16 protein-coding genes and 1 other RNA gene are annotated in these 15,689 nt (G+C 68.7%); 13 read left to right on the forward strand and 4 right to left on the reverse strand.

Features of this window, described 5'->3' with window-relative positions:
* Nucleotides 1-188: 188 nt before the first annotated feature.
* The gene (locus tag BSZ36_RS06910) at nucleotides 189-740 is read left to right on the forward strand and encodes an NUDIX domain-containing protein (protein WP_094547273.1); all 552 of its coding nucleotides are present in this window, start codon (nucleotides 189-191) and stop codon (nucleotides 738-740) included.
* 158 nt (nucleotides 741-898) lie between these two features.
* Nucleotides 899-1,321 carry a preprotein translocase subunit SecG gene (secG, locus tag BSZ36_RS19685; protein WP_094547275.1) on the forward strand — a complete coding sequence of 141 codons (423 nt, stop codon included), beginning with the start codon at nucleotides 899-901 and terminating at the stop codon, nucleotides 1,319-1,321.
* 149 nt (nucleotides 1,322-1,470) lie between these two features.
* Here the strand turns inward: secG and rnpB are convergent.
* Nucleotides 1,471-1,860: RNase P RNA component class A (rnpB, locus tag BSZ36_RS06920), an RNA gene on the reverse strand.
* A gap of 170 nt (nucleotides 1,861-2,030) precedes the next feature.
* A complete protein-coding gene (gene eno, locus BSZ36_RS06925; protein ID WP_094547277.1) occupies nucleotides 2,031-3,326 on the reverse strand; it encodes a phosphopyruvate hydratase in 1,296 nt (431 codons plus the stop codon).
* Nucleotides 3,327-3,461: 135 nt separating this feature from the next.
* On the opposite strand from eno, the gene pyrE reads away from it, so the two are divergent.
* From pyrE to BSZ36_RS06965, 8 genes are all read left to right on the forward strand, one after another.
* Nucleotides 3,462-4,103, forward strand: coding sequence for an orotate phosphoribosyltransferase (gene pyrE / locus BSZ36_RS06930; RefSeq protein ID WP_094547279.1), 642 nt, complete (start codon nucleotides 3,462-3,464; stop codon nucleotides 4,101-4,103).
* Between the two features lie 62 nt (nucleotides 4,104-4,165).
* A complete protein-coding gene (locus BSZ36_RS06935) occupies nucleotides 4,166-5,452 on the forward strand; it encodes a competence/damage-inducible protein A (protein ID WP_094547281.1) in 1,287 nt (428 codons plus the stop codon).
* 2 nt (nucleotides 5,453-5,454) lie between these two features.
* Nucleotides 5,455-5,808, forward strand: a complete 354-nt coding sequence (locus tag BSZ36_RS06940) for a hypothetical protein (protein WP_094547283.1) — start codon at nucleotides 5,455-5,457, stop codon at nucleotides 5,806-5,808.
* A 38-nt stretch (nucleotides 5,809-5,846) separates the two neighbouring features.
* Nucleotides 5,847-7,133, forward strand: a complete 1,287-nt coding sequence (locus BSZ36_RS06945; protein WP_094547285.1) for a dihydroorotase — start codon at nucleotides 5,847-5,849, stop codon at nucleotides 7,131-7,133.
* 37 nt (nucleotides 7,134-7,170) lie between these two features.
* Nucleotides 7,171-8,409, forward strand: a complete 1,239-nt coding sequence (locus tag BSZ36_RS06950; protein WP_094547287.1) for a hypothetical protein — start codon at nucleotides 7,171-7,173, stop codon at nucleotides 8,407-8,409.
* Between the two features lie 268 nt (nucleotides 8,410-8,677).
* The gene (locus tag BSZ36_RS06955; RefSeq protein WP_094551220.1) at nucleotides 8,678-9,259 is read left to right on the forward strand and encodes a macro domain-containing protein; all 582 of its coding nucleotides are present in this window, start codon (nucleotides 8,678-8,680) and stop codon (nucleotides 9,257-9,259) included.
* Between the two features lie 160 nt (nucleotides 9,260-9,419).
* A complete protein-coding gene (locus BSZ36_RS06960; RefSeq protein WP_218827597.1) occupies nucleotides 9,420-11,120 on the forward strand; it encodes an aminotransferase class V-fold PLP-dependent enzyme in 1,701 nt (566 codons plus the stop codon).
* A complete protein-coding gene (locus BSZ36_RS06965) occupies nucleotides 11,117-12,115 on the forward strand; it encodes a M28 family peptidase (RefSeq protein WP_094547289.1) in 999 nt (332 codons plus the stop codon). Before BSZ36_RS06960 ends, BSZ36_RS06965 begins: the two co-directional genes overlap by 4 nt.
* 41 nt (nucleotides 12,116-12,156) lie before the next feature.
* Here BSZ36_RS06965 and BSZ36_RS06970 read toward each other — a convergent pair whose 3' ends face one another.
* Nucleotides 12,157-12,507, reverse strand: coding sequence for a hypothetical protein (locus tag BSZ36_RS06970; protein ID WP_094547291.1), 351 nt, complete (start codon nucleotides 12,505-12,507; stop codon nucleotides 12,157-12,159).
* The gene (locus BSZ36_RS06975; RefSeq protein ID WP_094547293.1) at nucleotides 12,504-13,268 is read right to left on the reverse strand and encodes a hypothetical protein; all 765 of its coding nucleotides are present in this window, start codon (nucleotides 13,266-13,268) and stop codon (nucleotides 12,504-12,506) included. Before BSZ36_RS06975 ends, BSZ36_RS06970 begins: the two co-directional genes overlap by 4 nt.
* Before the next feature lie 1,007 nt (nucleotides 13,269-14,275).
* On the opposite strand from BSZ36_RS06975, the gene pssA reads away from it, so the two are divergent.
* The 3 genes from pssA to BSZ36_RS06990 are packed head-to-tail and all read left to right on the forward strand — an operon-like array spanning nucleotide 14,276 to nucleotide 15,688.
* The gene (gene pssA / locus BSZ36_RS06980) at nucleotides 14,276-15,106 is read left to right on the forward strand and encodes a CDP-diacylglycerol--serine O-phosphatidyltransferase (protein WP_094547295.1); all 831 of its coding nucleotides are present in this window, start codon (nucleotides 14,276-14,278) and stop codon (nucleotides 15,104-15,106) included.
* A 28-nt stretch (nucleotides 15,107-15,134) separates the two neighbouring features.
* Entirely contained in the window at nucleotides 15,135-15,398 is a 264-nt protein-coding gene (gene purS, locus BSZ36_RS06985) for a phosphoribosylformylglycinamidine synthase subunit PurS (protein ID WP_094547297.1), read from the forward strand.
* Between the two features lie 2 nt (nucleotides 15,399-15,400).
* The gene (locus BSZ36_RS06990; protein WP_094547299.1) at nucleotides 15,401-15,688 is read left to right on the forward strand and encodes an ATP-dependent Clp protease adaptor ClpS; all 288 of its coding nucleotides are present in this window, start codon (nucleotides 15,401-15,403) and stop codon (nucleotides 15,686-15,688) included.
* Nucleotide 15,689 lies beyond the last annotated feature (1 nt).

The raw sequence follows: 15,689 nt of genomic DNA on the forward strand, positions 1-15,689 counted from the left end.
GCGTAATGCGTAATGCGTGAGGGGAGCGGCGGTTTTTGTTCCAGCGGGCGCCATTCCTCCGGTCGGCCTCTGGCGTCGGTAGTGGGACGGAAGGTCTTCTCTGCGCGTCGCGCAGTACGCATCATCTCCTAAACGCCAGAGGCCCGCTCAGCCGCGATCTTTCCACATCGAGCTCCACGATCCCCACGATGAACCTGACCGAAACGACGATCTCTTCTGAGCCGGTCTATGACGGCGTCCTCCTCCACGTCCGGCGCGACGAAGTGCGGTTGCCCGATGGTGAAACGTCGGGGCGAGAGTGGATCGAGCACCCGGGCGCCTCGGCAGTGATCCCGCTGTATGCCAACGGCGACACCGTCTTGCTTCGGCAGTTCCGTTACCCCCCGCGGCGTGAGTTCTTGGAAGCGCCCGCGGGCAAGTTCGACCGCCCGGGCGAGGCGCCAGAGGCGCTGGCCGCGCGTGAGTTGGAAGAGGAGGCCGGGATACGCGCCGAAACGTTTACACCGCTCGGCGTGACCTACCCGTGCATCGGCTACTCCAACGAGGTCATCCACCTCTTTCTCGCCGAAGGCCTCAGCGACGGCGTCGCTGGAGCCGACGACGACGAGTTCGTCGCGCCCGTGAGGATGCCTCTGGCGGAGGCGGTGGAGATGGCGCGCGCGGGCAACATCTTGGATAGCAAGACCTGCGTGGCTCTCCTGCTCGCCCAGGCGCACCTGGACGCCAGAGGCGAGGAGTAAGCGTCTGAGGCGCAGCGCGGCATCGCCCACATGGGTTCGCCACCCTCAGAAGCAGCATCGTCTCCTTTCTGCGGAGCGCTTCATCTTCACACCCCTTTGCGGCAAGCCCTCGCCAGAGGCGTTCGTAGCTTCGGGCTTTACCCGCTCCGGCACTCTCGATGTTCATCTTTATCGTCATCCTCATTCTGATCATCGCCGTCTTGCTTTCGGTGGTGGTGTTGCTCCAGAGCGGGAAGGGCGGCGGCCTCTCCGGCATCGGCGGTGGGCAGACCACGCAGATCCTCGGCGCGCGCCAGGCCCCGGACCTCCTGGAAAAGGCGACGTGGGCGCTCGGCTCTCTTTTCCTCTTCCTCTCGCTTGCGACGACGTTCTTCACCGGCGACGAGCAGGTGCAGGACCCGTCCGCCTTCGAGCAGGCCGCAGATCAGGCCGGCGATCTCCCCGCCGCAACGCCACTGCCGACGACCCCTGGCGCCCCCGGCCCCGAGGTCCCCGGCGAGACGCCAAGCGCGCCCCCGTCCCCTGACGCTGCACCGGCCGACGCTGCGCCAGCAGACGCCGCGCCTGCGGAGACCGAGTAACAGCCGCTCCGCGACCGACTCACGAGGCCGCTCCCATGCCGGGGGCGGCCTCGTTTCGCGTAAGCCTCTAGCGTTCGTTCCACGGGTGCTTGCAGCGCCAGAGGCGGCCTACAAAAGAGCGGCGCCCAGGGGAGTCCCCGGACGCCGCTCGTGCGCGTCGGCCTGTAAGCCGGATTCTGTCCCCGCCAGAGGCGCGCCCTAGCGGTGGACCGTCATCTATCTGCGCGGCCTACCCGCGTCGCTCCAGGCGGGCCGCCTGGCCTCTCGCGAGAGAGGGAACGCTGCGTGGCCTTGCACCCCCCGGGGTTTACCCAGCCGCGCCGGTCGCCCGAACGCGCTGGTGGGCTCTTACCCCACCGTTTCACCCATCACCTGTGCCCGAAGGCCATCGGCTGGTCTGTTTTCTGCTGCACATGCCGTCACCGGAGGCCTACGCCTCTGGCGCCTCCATTTTCATGGAGCGGGGTGCCCTTCGGTGTCCGGACTTTCCTCTCCGCCAGAGGCCGAGGCCCTATTGGAGCGACGGTCCAGCCGACGCGCCCCGCAGGATACGGAGCCTCTGGCGCGGTGCCGCGCCGCCGGCGCCTCCGCGCGATGGATTCACCCGAGCAGATACAACAAAGCCTCTGGCGCGAGAGGAACGAGGGCTCAACTCACGCCAGAGGCTCGGATTCATCTGCCACTGGCTGCTCGCCAGTGGCCTCATCCTCTAAAACCGAAATGCGTCGATCCCGGGATAGATGGCGCTGGCGCCGAGAAGCTCCTCGATGCGGAGAAGCTGGTTGTACTTCGCCATGCGGTCCGAGCGCGAGGCCGAGCCGGTCTTGATCTGCCCGCAACCCAGCGCGACCGCGAGGTCGGCGATGGTCGTGTCCTCGGTCTCGCCCGAGCGGTGGCTCATCACCGACGCGTAGCCGAAGCGGTGTGCGAGCTCGACGGCGTCCATCGTCTCGGTCAGCGTGCCGATCTGGTTGGGCTTGACGAGCAGCGCGTTCGCCACGTCCTCGTCGATGCCGCGCTGCAAGCGCTTTGTGTTGGTCACGAAGAGGTCGTCGCCGACGAGTTGGATGCTGTCGCCGCAGCGCTCGGTCAGCGCGCCCCAGCCGTCCCAGTCATTCTCGTCCATCGCGTCCTCGATGGAAATGATGGGGTACTCCTCGGCCCACGCGGCCCAGTAGTCGACCATCTCCTCGCTGGAGAGTTCGCGGCCGTCGGACTTGTGGAAGACGTAGGCACCTTTTCCGCCTCTGGCGTCGGCGTCGTAGAACTCGCTCGCGGCGGGGTCCAACGCGATGTAGATGTCTTCGCCGGCAGTGTAGCCTGCCTTGTCGATAGCCTCCAGGATGACCTCGATGGCCTCCTCGTTGCTCTTGAGATTGGGCGCGAAGCCGCCCTCGTCGCCCACGGCCGTGCTGTAGCCTCTGGCAGAGAGCACCTTTTTGAGGTGGTGGAAGGTCTCGACGCCCATCCGCAGACCCTCGCTGAACGACGTGGCGCCAGCGGCCATCACCATAAACTCCTGGAAGTCCACCGAGTTGTCGGCGTGGGAGCCGCCGTTGATGATGTTCATCATCGGGACGGGCAGGCGGCGGGCGCCGGCACCGCCGATGTAGGCGTAGAGCGGCAGGCCGGCCTCTTGCGCCGCCGCGCGAGCGACCGCGAGCGAGACCCCGAGCAGGGCGTTCGCGCCCAGCTTGCTCTTGTTCTCCGTCCCGTCGATGGCGATCAGGGCGGCGTCGAGCGCGGCCTGGTCCATCACGCTGAAGCCTTCGATCTCGGGCGCGATCTCGTCGTTGACGTTCGCGACGGCTTTGGAGACGCCCTTGCCCATCCAGTCGTCGCCGCCATCACGAAGCTCGACGGCTTCGTATTCGCCGGTAGAAGCGCCGGAGGGAACGGCCGCGCGGCCCAGCGCGCCGTTCTCGGTGAGCACATCGACCTCGACGGTGGGGTTGCCTCGGCTGTCGAGGATCTGGCGGGCGTGGACGTTGACGATCAGGGACATATCGGCGCGGAGCGGGTGTCGAGAAGGGAGAGGCCTAAACCTACCGACGCCTCTGGCGCCAGAGGCCGTCTTTCGACGGAAGCGCTTGCGGGCACCGCCGCCGCGGCGTGACCTTCGGGCGCACCCCCGACGCTCATGCACACGCCCTCCGACATTGCCCGAGACCTGCTCCGCATCGGCGCCGTCTCGCTCCAGCCGTCTGACCCGTTCACCTGGGCCAGCGGCCGCCTCTCGCCCATCTACACCGACAACCGGCTCACGCTCTCGTACCCCGACGTGCGCCGGAGGCTCGTTGAGGGCTTCGTGACGCTCGCCGACCGCGCGGGAGGAGCCGCTGGCGTCTCCGGAACTGCCACGGCCGGGATCCCGCACGCGACGCTTCTGGCGGACCGCCTGGGGCTCCCGCTCAGCTACGTGCGCTCCAGCGCGAAGGGCCACGGCAAGACCAACAAGATCGAGGGCCGCATCGAGCCCGGTGAGCGCGTGCTCGTGGTCGAGGACCTGGTCTCGACGGGCGGCTCCGTGATTGACGCCGTAGAGGCGCTGCGGGATGAGGGCGCGGTCGTACAGACGGTCCTGGCGGTCTTCACCTACGGCCTGGACGCCGCGGCCGACGCCATCTCGGACGCCGGGTTCACGCTCCGCACGCTCACGGACTTCCCGGCACTTCTCGACGTGGCTCAGGCCTCAGGCGAGATCAGCGCCGACGACCTCGCGGCATTGGAAGAGTGGCGGCGCGATCCCGAGGCGTGGAGCCGCGCGCGCGGCGGCGCGTAGGCGGCCTCTGGCGCCAGAGGCTTCCGCCCTGGCGCGTCCCGCCCACCGCCTGTTGCCCGCGCATGAAAGCTGTCCTTCTGACCATCGGCGACGAGATTTTGCTCGGCCAGATCGTCAACACCAACGCGGCGTGGCTGGGCGACCGGCTGGCGCTCGCGGGCGTGGACGTGGTCCGCTCCGAGACGGTCGGCGACGAGCGGGAGGTGATCCTGACCGCGCTGGACCGCGCTTACGAAGATGGCGAACTGGTCATCGTCACCGGCGGCCTCGGGCCGACGCACGACGACATCACCAAGCAACTCGTCGCGGAGTACTTCGGCGCCGAGCTGATCCGCGACGCCAAGATCGAGGCACTTTTGGAGCAGCGTTACACCGCCAGAGGCCGCACGCTGACGGCCTCGCGCCGCAGCATGGCCGACGTGCCCGCGGGCTTCGAGCCTCTGGCGAATCCGCGCGGCGCCGCGCCCGGCCTGTGGGGCGAGCGAGAGGTAGAGGGGCGGCGGCAGATGATCGCGTTGATGCCGGGCGTGCCCTACGAGATGAAGGCCATCTTCGAGGACAGCGTGGAGCCGCACATCCACGAACGGCGCCCGGGGGCGGTCAAGCACCGCACGCTGCTCACAGCCGGCCGCGGTGAAAGCGACATCGCGGACGACCTGGGCGATCTCGAAACCCTCCTGGGGCCGAGCGTCGGGCTCGCGTTCTTGCCATCGCTCGGCACGGTCCGCCTCCGCGTTACCGCCAGAGGCGAGGACGCCGACGAAGCCCAGGCGCGCGTGGACCGCGCCGCCGAGGCGTTGCGAGAGCGGTTGGGATCGCTCGTTTTCGGCGAAGGCCAGACCAGTCTAGAAGAGGTCGTGGGCGAACTCCTCGCCGCCAGAGGCCTCACCATCGCCTCTGGCGAGAGCTGCACGGGGGGCGCGCTCATGGCGCGGATCACGAGCGTGCCGGGCGCGAGCCGCTACGCGCAGGGCGCCGTCGTGGCGTACAGCAACGAGGCCAAAACCGATTTGCTGGATGTGCCGCAGGACGACCTCGACACGCACGGCGCGGTCAGCGAACCCGTCGCGATTGCGCTCGCGCGGGGCGCGCGCAAGAGGCTCGGCGCCGACATCGGCATCGCCACGACCGGCGTCGCGGGGCCGACGGGCGGGACGGAGGAGAAACCGGTCGGGACGGTCTGGCTGGGCATCGCGGACGCCAGCGGCGAGCGGGCGCTCCAGCTCCGGCTCTTCCCGGATCGCGAGCTCAACATCGCCGTCACGACGACGCTCGCGCTCGACCTCGTCCGCCGCCGCGTGCTCGGGGCCGGGGCGGAGTTCGGCGAGAGCACCTTTATCCAGTCCTGACCATGGAACTCTCTTTCGGCCTACTCCTCGGCGCGTTCGCGTTCGCGTTTGTGGCCTCTGGCGGCGCGTGGGCGCATGCCTCGCTGGGCGCGCAGCGGCCGATCTACGCCAGAGGCCAATGGCTCGGGCTGGGCGTCCCATCGCTGGCGGCGGCGCTTCTGGCAGCCTCGTGTCTCGTGCTCCCGCAGTTCGACGTGTCGTTCGGCGTGCTCGCGCTCGGCGCGGGGCTGGCGGCGCTCGGCGCGGCGCTCGGCCTCGCGCCCCGGCGCAGCGCTACTCTCGCCAGAGGCGCCGTCTGGCCGCTGGCGGCATGCGTCTACGCCTTCGCGATCGCCGAGGCCATCGGCATCGCGTGAGTCCGGGGCGGTAGCTTTCCCGAGCACCCTCCCGACCCATGGCTGACCTCTTCCTCGCCGGTGGCGAGATCCTCGACCTCGCCTCTGGCGACACGACCCGCGCCGACCTTCTCATCCGCGACGGCGTGATCGCCGAGATCGGGACCGACCTCTACGCCAGCGGCGCCGAGACCGTGGACATCACCGGCGCGATGATCTCGCCCGGATGGATGGACATGCACGTCCATTTCCGCGAGCCCGGTCAGGAGCACAAGGAAACGCTCGAAACCGGCGCCCGCGCCGCCGCCTGGGGCGGCTTCACCGCCGTGGCCTGCATGCCCAACACGGACCCGCCCATCGCGACGCGCGACGTGGTCGAGTTCATCGTCGCGCGCCAGAGGCCTCTGGCGGTGGCGATCCACCCCATAGGGACGGTCTCCAAAGGCCGCCGCGGCGAGGAGATGGCCGAAATGGGCGGGATGCAGGAAGGCGGCGCCGTCGCGTTCTCCGACGACGGCTCGCCGGTCCAGCACGGCGGCCTCATGCGCCGCGCGCTGGAGTACGCCCGCACGCTCGGCGCGCCGATCCTCGGACACGAGGAGGACCTGACGCTCAACGCCGACCACGGCCATATGAACGAGGGCACGGTCGCCACGCGGCTCGGTCTGCCGGGCATCCCCGGACTCGCCGAGGAGGCGATGATCGCGCGCGACGCGCTGCTCGCGGAGTTCACTGGCGGGCACGTCCACGTGTGCCACATCTCGACCGCGCGCGCCGTCGACATCGTGCGCCGCGCCAAGGCCCGCGGCGTGCCCATCACCGCCGAGGCCTGCCCGCACCACTGGACGCTGACCGACGAGGCCGTCGACGCCAGCGGCTACGACACGCACACCAAGATGCACCCGCCGCTCCGCACGGCCGAGGACGTGCAGGCCATCAAAGACGGCCTGGCCGACGGGACGATCGACGTGATCGCGACGGACCACGCGCCGCACGCGCCGTTCGAGAAAGAGGTCGAGTACATCGAAGCGCCGTTCGGCATCCTCGGGCTCGAAACCTGCTGGGGCCTCACCTGCCGCGAACTCGTGCGCCCCGGCATCTTGCCTCTGGCGGAGGCCGTCCGCAAGCTCGCCGTCCGCCCGCGCGAGATCCTGGGCCTGGACGTGCCCCAAATCGAAGTCGGCGCCCAGGCCGAGTTGACCGTCTTCGACGCCGACAGCGACTGGACGTTTGAGGCCCGCCACATCCAGAGCAAGTCCAGGAACACGCCGTTTGTCGGTGCGCCGATGACCGGCCGCGCGTGGGGCATCGTCAACCGCGGCCGCTGGGTGCCGGCGGAGGCGTGAGCCGTCGCCAGAGGCCACACGCCGAGCCTCTGGCGCGATGAAGGCGGTAAAGCTCCTCGCCGCCGGCACGCTCGCAATCGTCGGGCTGCTCGTCGCCGCGTTCGTCCTCACCGGCCTCTGGCGCACGCCGCCGGGCAGTGTGGGGCGCGGCGATCCTGCGCTTATCGCCTCGCTGCGGCACCTGGACGCCGAGGCCGAGCGGGGAGAGGCCACGCGGATGCAGTCGTTCTTTCCCGAGGGCTACGTGTTCACGCGCGTCCTGCACGGCCTCGCGTGGGCCGCCGTGGCAGGCGATACGTCCGTGACGCCAGAGGTCCGCGCGCACGCACTCGACGCCGCCCGCCTCGCGCGCCGCGACCTCGGCTCGCCAGAGGGCCGCGCGCCATTCCCGGCCGCGATGGACCCGCCGCACGGCGCGTTCTGGACCGGCTGGACGCTCTGGCTCGACGCCGAACGCCTCGCCGCCGCGCCCGAGGCCTCTGGCGAACTCGTCGCATTTCGTGCTCGCGCGGACTCGCTCGCCGCGGCGCTCACGCGCTCGCTGGACGCCAGCGGCTCGCCCTACCTCCAGAGTTACCCCGGCCGCGCCTGGCCCGCCGACGGCCTCGCGGGCGTCGCCGCGCTCGCGGTCCACGACCGGCGCTTCGGCGACCGCTACGGTCCGCTGCGCCGTCGGTGGCTGGACGCCGTGCGCCAGAGGCTCGACCCCGAGACCGGCCTGATCGGCCACGCTGCCGACCCGGCCTCTGGCGCGCCGCTCGCCGGGCACCGCGGCTCGTCGCAGGCGCTCATGCTGCGCACGATGGCCGAGATCGACCCCTCGTTCGGTCGCGAGATGTACGCCGCCTTCCGCGAGCGCTTCGTGACCTCCCGGCTGGGCCTTCCGGTCGTGCTGGAGTACCCAGAAGGCGTGCGCGGCGCGCCCGACGTGGACTCCGGGCCGATCCCGCTCGGCGTGAGCCTGCCGGGGACCGTCGTCGCCATCGGCGCGGCGCGGGCCTACGGGGACAACGATCTCGCCAGAGGCCTGAGCCAGACCGCCGAGGCCTTCGGCCTGCCTCTGGCGTTGAACGGACGGCGGATCTACGCGCTCGGCGCGATGCCCGTCGGCGACGCCTTTCTCGCGTGGTCGCGTGGCGCGTCGCCAGAGACCGCGGGCGCATGGCCGGCTCTGGCGAGAGGGTGGAGGCTCCCGGTCTCGGGCCTCGCGCTGCTCCTGTTCGGCGTCTGCGCCTTGCCGCTCGTCCGCGTGCTCCGGGCCCGCGCGCGTTCGTAGCCTCTAGCGCATGAGCCACACCGCCATCCCGACCGTCGCGCTGACGCCTTCACGGATCCCGGCCTCACGTGACGAGATCGGCCACCCGTTTTTCAGGTTCTCCGGTTACAGCGAGGCCGGGCAGGAGCGCATCCTGGAGATCATGCACCGGGTGCACGATGAGGGCCTGGACGCGCTCAGCCTCGACGAGCTCCGCATCGAGTTCGTCCGCGCGCAGCGCGCGCACCGCCACGGCGGCGGCTACCCGGACGATCCAAACGAGCACCGCATGGACGCCGTTCTGGACCTCGTCCGCGAGCGTGTCCGCGCCAGAGGCGGCATCACGGGCCTCTGGCGCGGCGACATCACGACGCTGCACGTGGATGTGATCGTGAACGCGGCCAACCGGGCGCTCGCGGGCGGCGGCGGCGTGGACGGCGCGATCCAGAAGGCCGCCGGCCCGGAGCTTCTCGCTGCGACGCTGAAGATCCCGGAGATCAGGCCCGCAGTCCGGTGTCCTGTGGGCGAGGCCATCCTCACGCAAGGGTTCAAGCTGCCCGCTTCGCACGTGGCGCACGCCGTCGGGCCGGTCTGGAGAAGCGGCGAGAACGGCGAGCCTGAACTCTTGGCGTCGGCCTACCGCGCGAGTCTGGACCTCGCCGCTGGCGTAGTCGCCGAGTCCATTGCGTTCCCGGCCATCTCCACCGGCGCCTACGGCTACCCGCAGTGGGAGGCCGCGCAGGTGGCCGTCCAGACGTGCGAGGCGTGGCGGCTCGCCAACGACCCAGACATGCGCATCCTCCTCGTCGCGTTCGACGACAAAACAGTCAAGCTGCTCCGCTCCGCCCTTTCCAGATTCGCCCTCCGCTGATGCTCGACCTCGCTCCCCACGAGATCCCCCGCGAGGAGGTCCGCCGGAGGCTCCGCGCGCCCAAAGTCGAGCCCGATGCTCACACCCGGAACTGACGTGGCGAAGGCCGAGAGCCTACGCTGCGGTCCGTAGTTTGCGCCTCTGGCGATCCCACACGGTAATGCAGACCCTGACCCCTGAGGCGCTCCGCGCCGACACCATCGGCATCGACGCGCCCATCCAGACGCCCTTTGGCGAGCGGCTCATGGTCTACGCCGACTTTACCGCCAGCGGCCGTCAGCTCGGCTTTATCGAGGACCACTTGCGCGATCTCGCGGTCCTCTACGCCAACGCACACACGGAGGACAGCACGACGGGCCGCACGGCCACGCACCTCCTCCACGAAGCGGAGCACGCCATCAAGCGCTGCGTCGGCGCGGGGCCAGGCGGCAAAGTCGTCTGCTGCGGCAGCGGCTCCACAGCCGCCATCCACAAGCTCCAGCAGATCCTCGGCATCGCCATCCCGCCCGCGACGTTGGACGATCTTGCCTCGCGTCTCGCCGACGCCAGAGGCCCCGAGGGCGCCAAAGACCTCATCCGCGACCTCCGCGCCATAGGCCCGGTCGTCTTCGTCGGGCCGTACGAGCACCACTCGAACGAGGTCACGTGGCGCGAGGCGCTCTGTACCGTCGTGGAGGTGGCGCTGGACTGCGACGGGCAGGTGTGCCTGGACGACCTCGAAGCCAACCTCAACGATCCGAAGTGGGAGGGGCGCCGCAAGATCGGCTCGTTCTCCGCGGCCTCGAACGTGACGGGCGTCGTCGCGCCCGTCCACGAGATCGCGCGCGTGCTGCGCCGGAATGACGCCCTCGCGCTGTTCGACTACGCCGCCGCCGGGCCCTACGTGGACATCGACATGTCCGCCTCTGGCGATGATGACGCGCGCCTGGATGCCGTTTTCCTCTCGCCGCACAAGTACCTCGGAGGTCCTGGCTCTTGCGGCATCCTCGTCTTTGACGAGGCGCTGTACCGCTCCGACCTCGCGCCCACGGTCGGGGGCGGCGGCACGGTGGACTACGTGAGCGGCCACGGACACGACTTTACGGACGACATCGAAGCGCGCGAGACCGCCGGCACCCCCGGCTTTTTCCAGACCCTGCGTGCCGCCTACGCGATGGAGGTCAAGGACGCCGTGGGCGTGGACGCCATCCACGCGCGCGAGCACGCCTTTGCCAAGCGCGCACTGGACGCATGGCGCGAGATCGACGGCATCCAGATCCTCGGCCCAGACGACCCGGACGTGCGCCTCGGGATCATCTCGTTCAACGTCTCAGACGCCTCTGGCGCTCTTCTGCACCCACGGCTGGTGACAGTTCTGCTGGACGACCTGTTCGGCATCCAGAGCCGCGCCGGGTGCTCGTGCGCCGGGCCGTACGGCCACCGGCTGCTCGGCATCGACTCCGAGACGAGCGAGCGCTACCGCGCCTGCACGCTCAGCGGCGTCCACGGCCTCAAGCCCGGCTGGGCGCGCATCGGCTTCCACTACACAATGGACGACGCCGAGGCCGATTACCTCATCGAGGCCGTCCGATTCCTGGCCGAGTCCGGCACGTCGTTCCTGCCGTTCTACACCTTCGACGTGGACTCCGGCGCCTGGACGCATCGCGATGGCCGCGCCGAGCCTCTGGCGTTCGGCATCGGCGCGCTGCTCGCGCCCCGTCCGGAGGCCGCCACGCCTCTCGCGCCAGAGGCCCGGCGCGTGCGCTACGCCGAGGCGCTGGCCTATGCTCGCGCCCTCGCCGAAGACCTGGGCACCTCGTCCTGCGAGGGCAAGCTCGAGGGCGACTTTGCAGACCTCCAGTTTTTCGCCCTCGCCTCGTGAGCAGCCCGGTATCCGAAGGGCCGTCCAAACTCGCGATCCTCATCACAGGTCTCGCCGGTCTGGTCGTCGCCATCGTTCTCGTGATCGCGTTGACCCGGTCTGATCCTCCCGCGCCAGAGGCCCGGCCCTCGTTCGATGGGGACCGCGCGCTCGCGCTCGCCGCCGAGCAGGTCGCCTTCGGCCCGCGCATTCCCGGCATGCCCGCGCACGACTCCACACGTGCCTGGATCGTCGCGCAGCTGCGCGCCAGAGGCGCCCGCGTGGCCGAACTCCCGGTCTCGGTCCCGCACCCCCGAGAGGCAGGCCGCACGATGGAGGGGACCAACATCTTCGCGTCGTTCGACACGACCGCACAGCGCCGCGTGCTGCTCGCCGCGCACTGGGACACCCGCGCCGTCGCCGACAACGACCCGGACCCCACGAAACGTTTCGAGCCCGTCCTCGGTGCCAACGACGGCGCCTCTGGCGTAGCCGTGCTCCTCGAAATGGCGCGGCTTCTGTCGGAGAACCCCGCCCCGGTCGGCGTGGACCTTGTGTTCTTCGACCTCGAAGACATGGGCGAGCCCGGTTTTGGTGAGGACTCGTCGGCGGTCGCCTACGCGCTCGGCTCAGCGGCGTTTGTGCGTCAACACCCAGGCTACCGGCCTGCGTACGGGATTCTGCTGGACATGATCGGGGATCGGTCGCTGCGCATTCCGAAGGAAGGCTACTCCATGCAGGCCGCGCCCGCTGTCGTCGAGATGGTGTGGAGCGCCGCTGCGCGCGTCGGCGCCACCGCCTTCGCGCCGGAAACGGGAGCGCCGATCTACGACGACCACATCGCGTTTCTGCAGAACGGCATCCCGATGATCGACCTCATCCAAACGCCGTTCCCCGACTCGTGGCACACCACGTCCGACACGATGGACCGGCTGTCCGCTGCGTCGCTCGCACAGGTCGGCCGAACGCTTGTTGAAGTCCTCTGGGGCATCGAAGCCGAGCGCGCCACGTCGTAGCGCCAGAGGCCTCTGGCGAGCGCGCCCAGGCTCGCGCCGGTTCAGCCGTGGGGATCGGGGTACAGCCGCTCTTCGATCGCGTCGGCGACGCCCGCGAGTTGGGCCGCGTCCATGCCGTCGAGGATCTTGCGCATCGGCCTCTTCATGCCCTTAACCGCGAGGTCCAGCGCGACGCCGAGCGTCTTTCTCGTGATCGCGCCGACGCCGAGGTCCGCCAGAGGCCCGTTGAAGTGGTGGTCCATCGAGTGCTGAACCGAGGCGTGAATAAACGCGAAGGCCCGGTCCGATTTCTCGGCCTCTGGCGCCGAGCTGCGGAGAACGCGGATGGTCTCGCGCCCGTCTTCGGAGAGGGAGTCGGGCAGAGGGGTCGCGAGAAACCAGGAGCGGCTCATTGGAGGATCGGAAGGGGAGAGGTCCACGCGTCGGCTGGCGCGTCCTCGAAGGCGGTCGTCACGATGGCGGCGCCATCGGCCTTGCTCTTTCGCGTCATGAACGTCAACGTTCCGCTGGGCGACGCCAGAGGCTGCGGGCTGCCCCAGTCCCACGTCGTCACGTTCGTGTCGCCTTCGAGCACGTACGTCCATCCGCGTATCGCCCCGTCGGGGCCGACGCGTAGCCAGTAGCGGTCGCCCGGCGTGAGGCCGACGTCGCCGAACGAGAGCGCGAGAACGCGGTTGTCGCCTCTGGCGGAGTCGGGCGCGAGCGAGCGGTTCACGCCGGGGTCCATGACCTTGAGCGGCGCCAGAAGCCAGTACGTGTCGTTGATAAAGCGGGTGTAGCCGGCCGCGAGCAGGCTGTCTGCGGGGGGGGAGACCTCGCCGTTGACGTACGCAGCGCCAGAGGCCTCGCCTGCTGCGGACGCGGCAAGGTCCAGGATGACGACGGCCGTCGAGTCCTCGCCGACGCTCCACTCGACACGCGCCCGGTCTTCCCGTCGGTCCCAGAGGTGCCGCGCCTTGAACATCTCGACCGAGTCGCGCTCAAACGCCCAGTCGAATCGGAGCAGTGGGAGGTCGCTCCACGCGTCCCACCCGCCGCTAGCGTCAATGAGCTCCATCGCGAGGGAGTCTGCGGCGGTGGTCACCTCAGGGGTCGAGGGACCCGAGGTGCACCCTGCGAGGGCGAGTACCAAAATGAGGGCGAGAGAGCGCATGGGTTCGGAGAAAGGGGAGAGGGAAGATCGGTCGGCAGCTTGTGCCGTTATTGCAACAACCATGTACGAGATGCTTCGGCGTCTCTGGCTCTGTACGTCCGTTATACGGCTTGCCTCTGGCGCCAGAGGCTTCTAGCTTGGCCGTACCTCATGCTGCCGCTGCGCACAAGGGAGCGATCCCGTGCGCATCAGTCGCGATCCGAAGAGCCCGGCCCCGGTCGGGCTCTTCCGCGTTCTAGAGGTTGCGTTGTCTCGCACGGGCTAGGGGGAGTTGGCTCACGTTGCGCCAGAGGAGGAGGCTGAGCAACTGCGCTGTCTGTGTTAACATCTGGATAAGTTCACCTTGACTGCATCTCGCGTTCGCTGTTTCTTGGTGATGTGACCGCGACGCAGCCGGTGGCCTAGACAGCCCGACGCCCCGCCGAACGGATCACGTTCCTTGACGCGACTGACTCTCCAGGCAGCATGAGGGCATACTCGTGCGCCACGACTTGAACCAGCACCTATCGGCGCTCCGCCTCTTGGTCTCTGACCGATCACGGAGTTCCACCGCTGGAGTACGAGACGGGATTCCTCTGCGCGGATTCGTCCGCATGGAGACGCGCCCGGCTCCTAGAGCGTGACGCATTCCTGACGGGCTTCGGCCCAGAAGGCGAGCATGTTTGCACGTCTGACGACGGGTTGATTTTGCGTCATTCCGTCACCGCTTGCACGTGCTCTGCACGTTTCGGGCGGGAGAGAGAGCACTGGTCTCTGCGGCGCGAGCCGCCGAGGCGATCCGGTGTTCTCGCGTCAAGGGCAGTTCCGAGGGGCTCGCACAGATGTGCGGGCCCCTCGTTTGCGTATGGAACGCTGGGGCATGGTGGGGGTCTATGGAAGAGGACCTCTACTTCCGCCGTGCTCCGAATACTCCTCCGTGTAGCCTACGTTGCCGCATCCGCCGCGATGTTGTTCGTCACCCTGTTCGTGACTGGGCCTCTGGCGCCAGATTCAACGTGGCTGAAACGATGAGCGAGAAACGAGTACGCAGCCCCATCATCCGAGCCCGCCGGTCGGGCCGAACCGGACGCCAGAGGCAACGCGCGCGTGCTGCGGTGCCGAGCTTCTTCACGCTCATGAACCTCCTCGCGGGGTTCTTCTCCATTATCCAGACGTCGAATGGCAACTTGGAGGCGGCCGCCTGGCTCGTGGTCCTGGGCGCCTTTTTCGACCTCTTCGACGGCATCATGGCCCGATTGGCGGGCGTGTCGAGCGAGTTCGGAGTCGAGTTGGACAGCCTCTCGGACGTGGTCTCGTTTGGCGTGGCCCCGAGCTTCCTGCTCTACGAGTTCGGGTTGAACCAACTCGGTCCGATGTGGGGCGCGCTCCTGGCGAGCCTGCCCGCGCTGTTCGGCGCCGTGCGACTCGCGAAGTTCAACACCCTCGCGTCCTCTGGCGAGAAGTCCTCCGAGTTCATCGGACTACCTATCCCGGCGCAGGCTGGCACCGTAGTGGTGTTCATTCTCACCTTTTACGACGCGCAGTGGTTCAACGTCCTCGCGAGGCCCCAGATCTCGGTGTTGATCACCCTCGTGCTGGTGTTGTCTGCGCTGATGGTGTCGCCGGTCCGGTTTCCGGCGCTTCCCCAGCCGTCGCCGTCCAACCTCAGGGAGTATCGAGGACGGTTCTTACTGTTCGGGCTCGCGCTCGTCTTGGGCATCGTATTTCAGGAGGTGGGCCTGTTGATCTCAGCGCTCGTGTACCTCGCCATTGGGCTGGGCAAAACGTTGGGATGGGTCTACCGCGTCGCGACCCAGGACCCGGACGCCGAGGCGGTTCCGGTCGAGGCCGAACCGTAGTTTCCAGCCCACCCTTTTACGCAGTTCGATGTACCGCGCTACCGTCCACGTCACGCTTCGGCCTTCCATTCTCGACCCGCAGGGCAAAGCCATCCAGTCCGCGCTGGACTCGCTGGGGCAGACCGCTATCGAGAGCGTTCGCACCGGCAAGCGGTTCGTGCTGACGATCAACGCGGACTCCGAGCAGGAAGCGCGCGAGGCGGCCACCAAAGCTTGCGAAACGCTTCTGGCGAACGCGGTAATGGAGGACTTTGAGGTCGAAAGCGTCCACGCACTCGAACTGGTAGCGTAGCAATGCCCCGGTTGGCGACAGACACGGAGGTCCTCGTCGAAGACGCGGTCGACACGCGGCTTGACAACCCCTGGCGTGTGATCCTCTTCGATGACGACATCCACACGTTCGAGGAGGTCATCGTGCAACTCGTGCTCGCGACGAACTGCTCCGCGCAAGAGGCCGAGCAGCACGCATGGCGCGTGCACACGGAGGGCAAGAGTAGGGTCTACGAGGGCTCCTTTGAGGAGTGCTTCCGCGTGCAGGGCATCCTCCGCGAGATCCAACTCGTGACCGAGATTCAGGGGTGAC

Origin of the sequence: Rubricoccus marinus, from assembly GCF_002257665.1 — a bacterium.
GTDB lineage: Bacteria > Bacteroidota > Rhodothermia > Rhodothermales > Rubricoccaceae > Rubricoccus > Rubricoccus marinus.

Excerpts from the sequence above, each read along its gene's own strand:
- BSZ36_RS06960 (WP_218827597.1), top strand. The coding sequence starts at position 9,420 with ATGCAGACCCTGACCCCTGAGGCGCTCCGCGCCGACACCATCGGCATC.
- BSZ36_RS06955 (WP_094551220.1), top strand. The coding sequence starts at position 8,678 with ATGGACGCCGTTCTGGACCTCGTCCGCGAGCGTGTCCGCGCCAGAGGC.
- BSZ36_RS06970 (WP_094547291.1), bottom strand. The coding sequence starts at position 12,507 with ATGAGCCGCTCCTGGTTTCTCGCGACCCCTCTGCCCGACTCCCTCTCC.
- pssA (WP_094547295.1), top strand. The coding sequence starts at position 14,276 with ATGAGCGAGAAACGAGTACGCAGCCCCATCATCCGAGCCCGCCGGTCG.
- BSZ36_RS06975 (WP_094547293.1), bottom strand. The coding sequence starts at position 13,268 with ATGCGCTCTCTCGCCCTCATTTTGGTACTCGCCCTCGCAGGGTGCACC.
- secG (WP_094547275.1), top strand. The coding sequence starts at position 899 with ATGTTCATCTTTATCGTCATCCTCATTCTGATCATCGCCGTCTTGCTT.
- eno (WP_094547277.1), bottom strand. The coding sequence starts at position 3,326 with ATGTCCCTGATCGTCAACGTCCACGCCCGCCAGATCCTCGACAGCCGA.
- BSZ36_RS06945 (WP_094547285.1), top strand. The coding sequence starts at position 5,847 with ATGGCTGACCTCTTCCTCGCCGGTGGCGAGATCCTCGACCTCGCCTCT.
- BSZ36_RS06910 (WP_094547273.1), top strand. The coding sequence starts at position 189 with ATGAACCTGACCGAAACGACGATCTCTTCTGAGCCGGTCTATGACGGC.
- BSZ36_RS06990 (WP_094547299.1), top strand. The coding sequence starts at position 15,401 with ATGCCCCGGTTGGCGACAGACACGGAGGTCCTCGTCGAAGACGCGGTC.
- pyrE (WP_094547279.1), top strand. The coding sequence starts at position 3,462 with ATGCACACGCCCTCCGACATTGCCCGAGACCTGCTCCGCATCGGCGCC.
- BSZ36_RS06950 (WP_094547287.1), top strand. The coding sequence starts at position 7,171 with ATGAAGGCGGTAAAGCTCCTCGCCGCCGGCACGCTCGCAATCGTCGGG.
- BSZ36_RS06940 (WP_094547283.1), top strand. The coding sequence starts at position 5,455 with ATGGAACTCTCTTTCGGCCTACTCCTCGGCGCGTTCGCGTTCGCGTTT.
- purS (WP_094547297.1), top strand. The coding sequence starts at position 15,135 with ATGTACCGCGCTACCGTCCACGTCACGCTTCGGCCTTCCATTCTCGAC.
- BSZ36_RS06935 (WP_094547281.1), top strand. The coding sequence starts at position 4,166 with ATGAAAGCTGTCCTTCTGACCATCGGCGACGAGATTTTGCTCGGCCAG.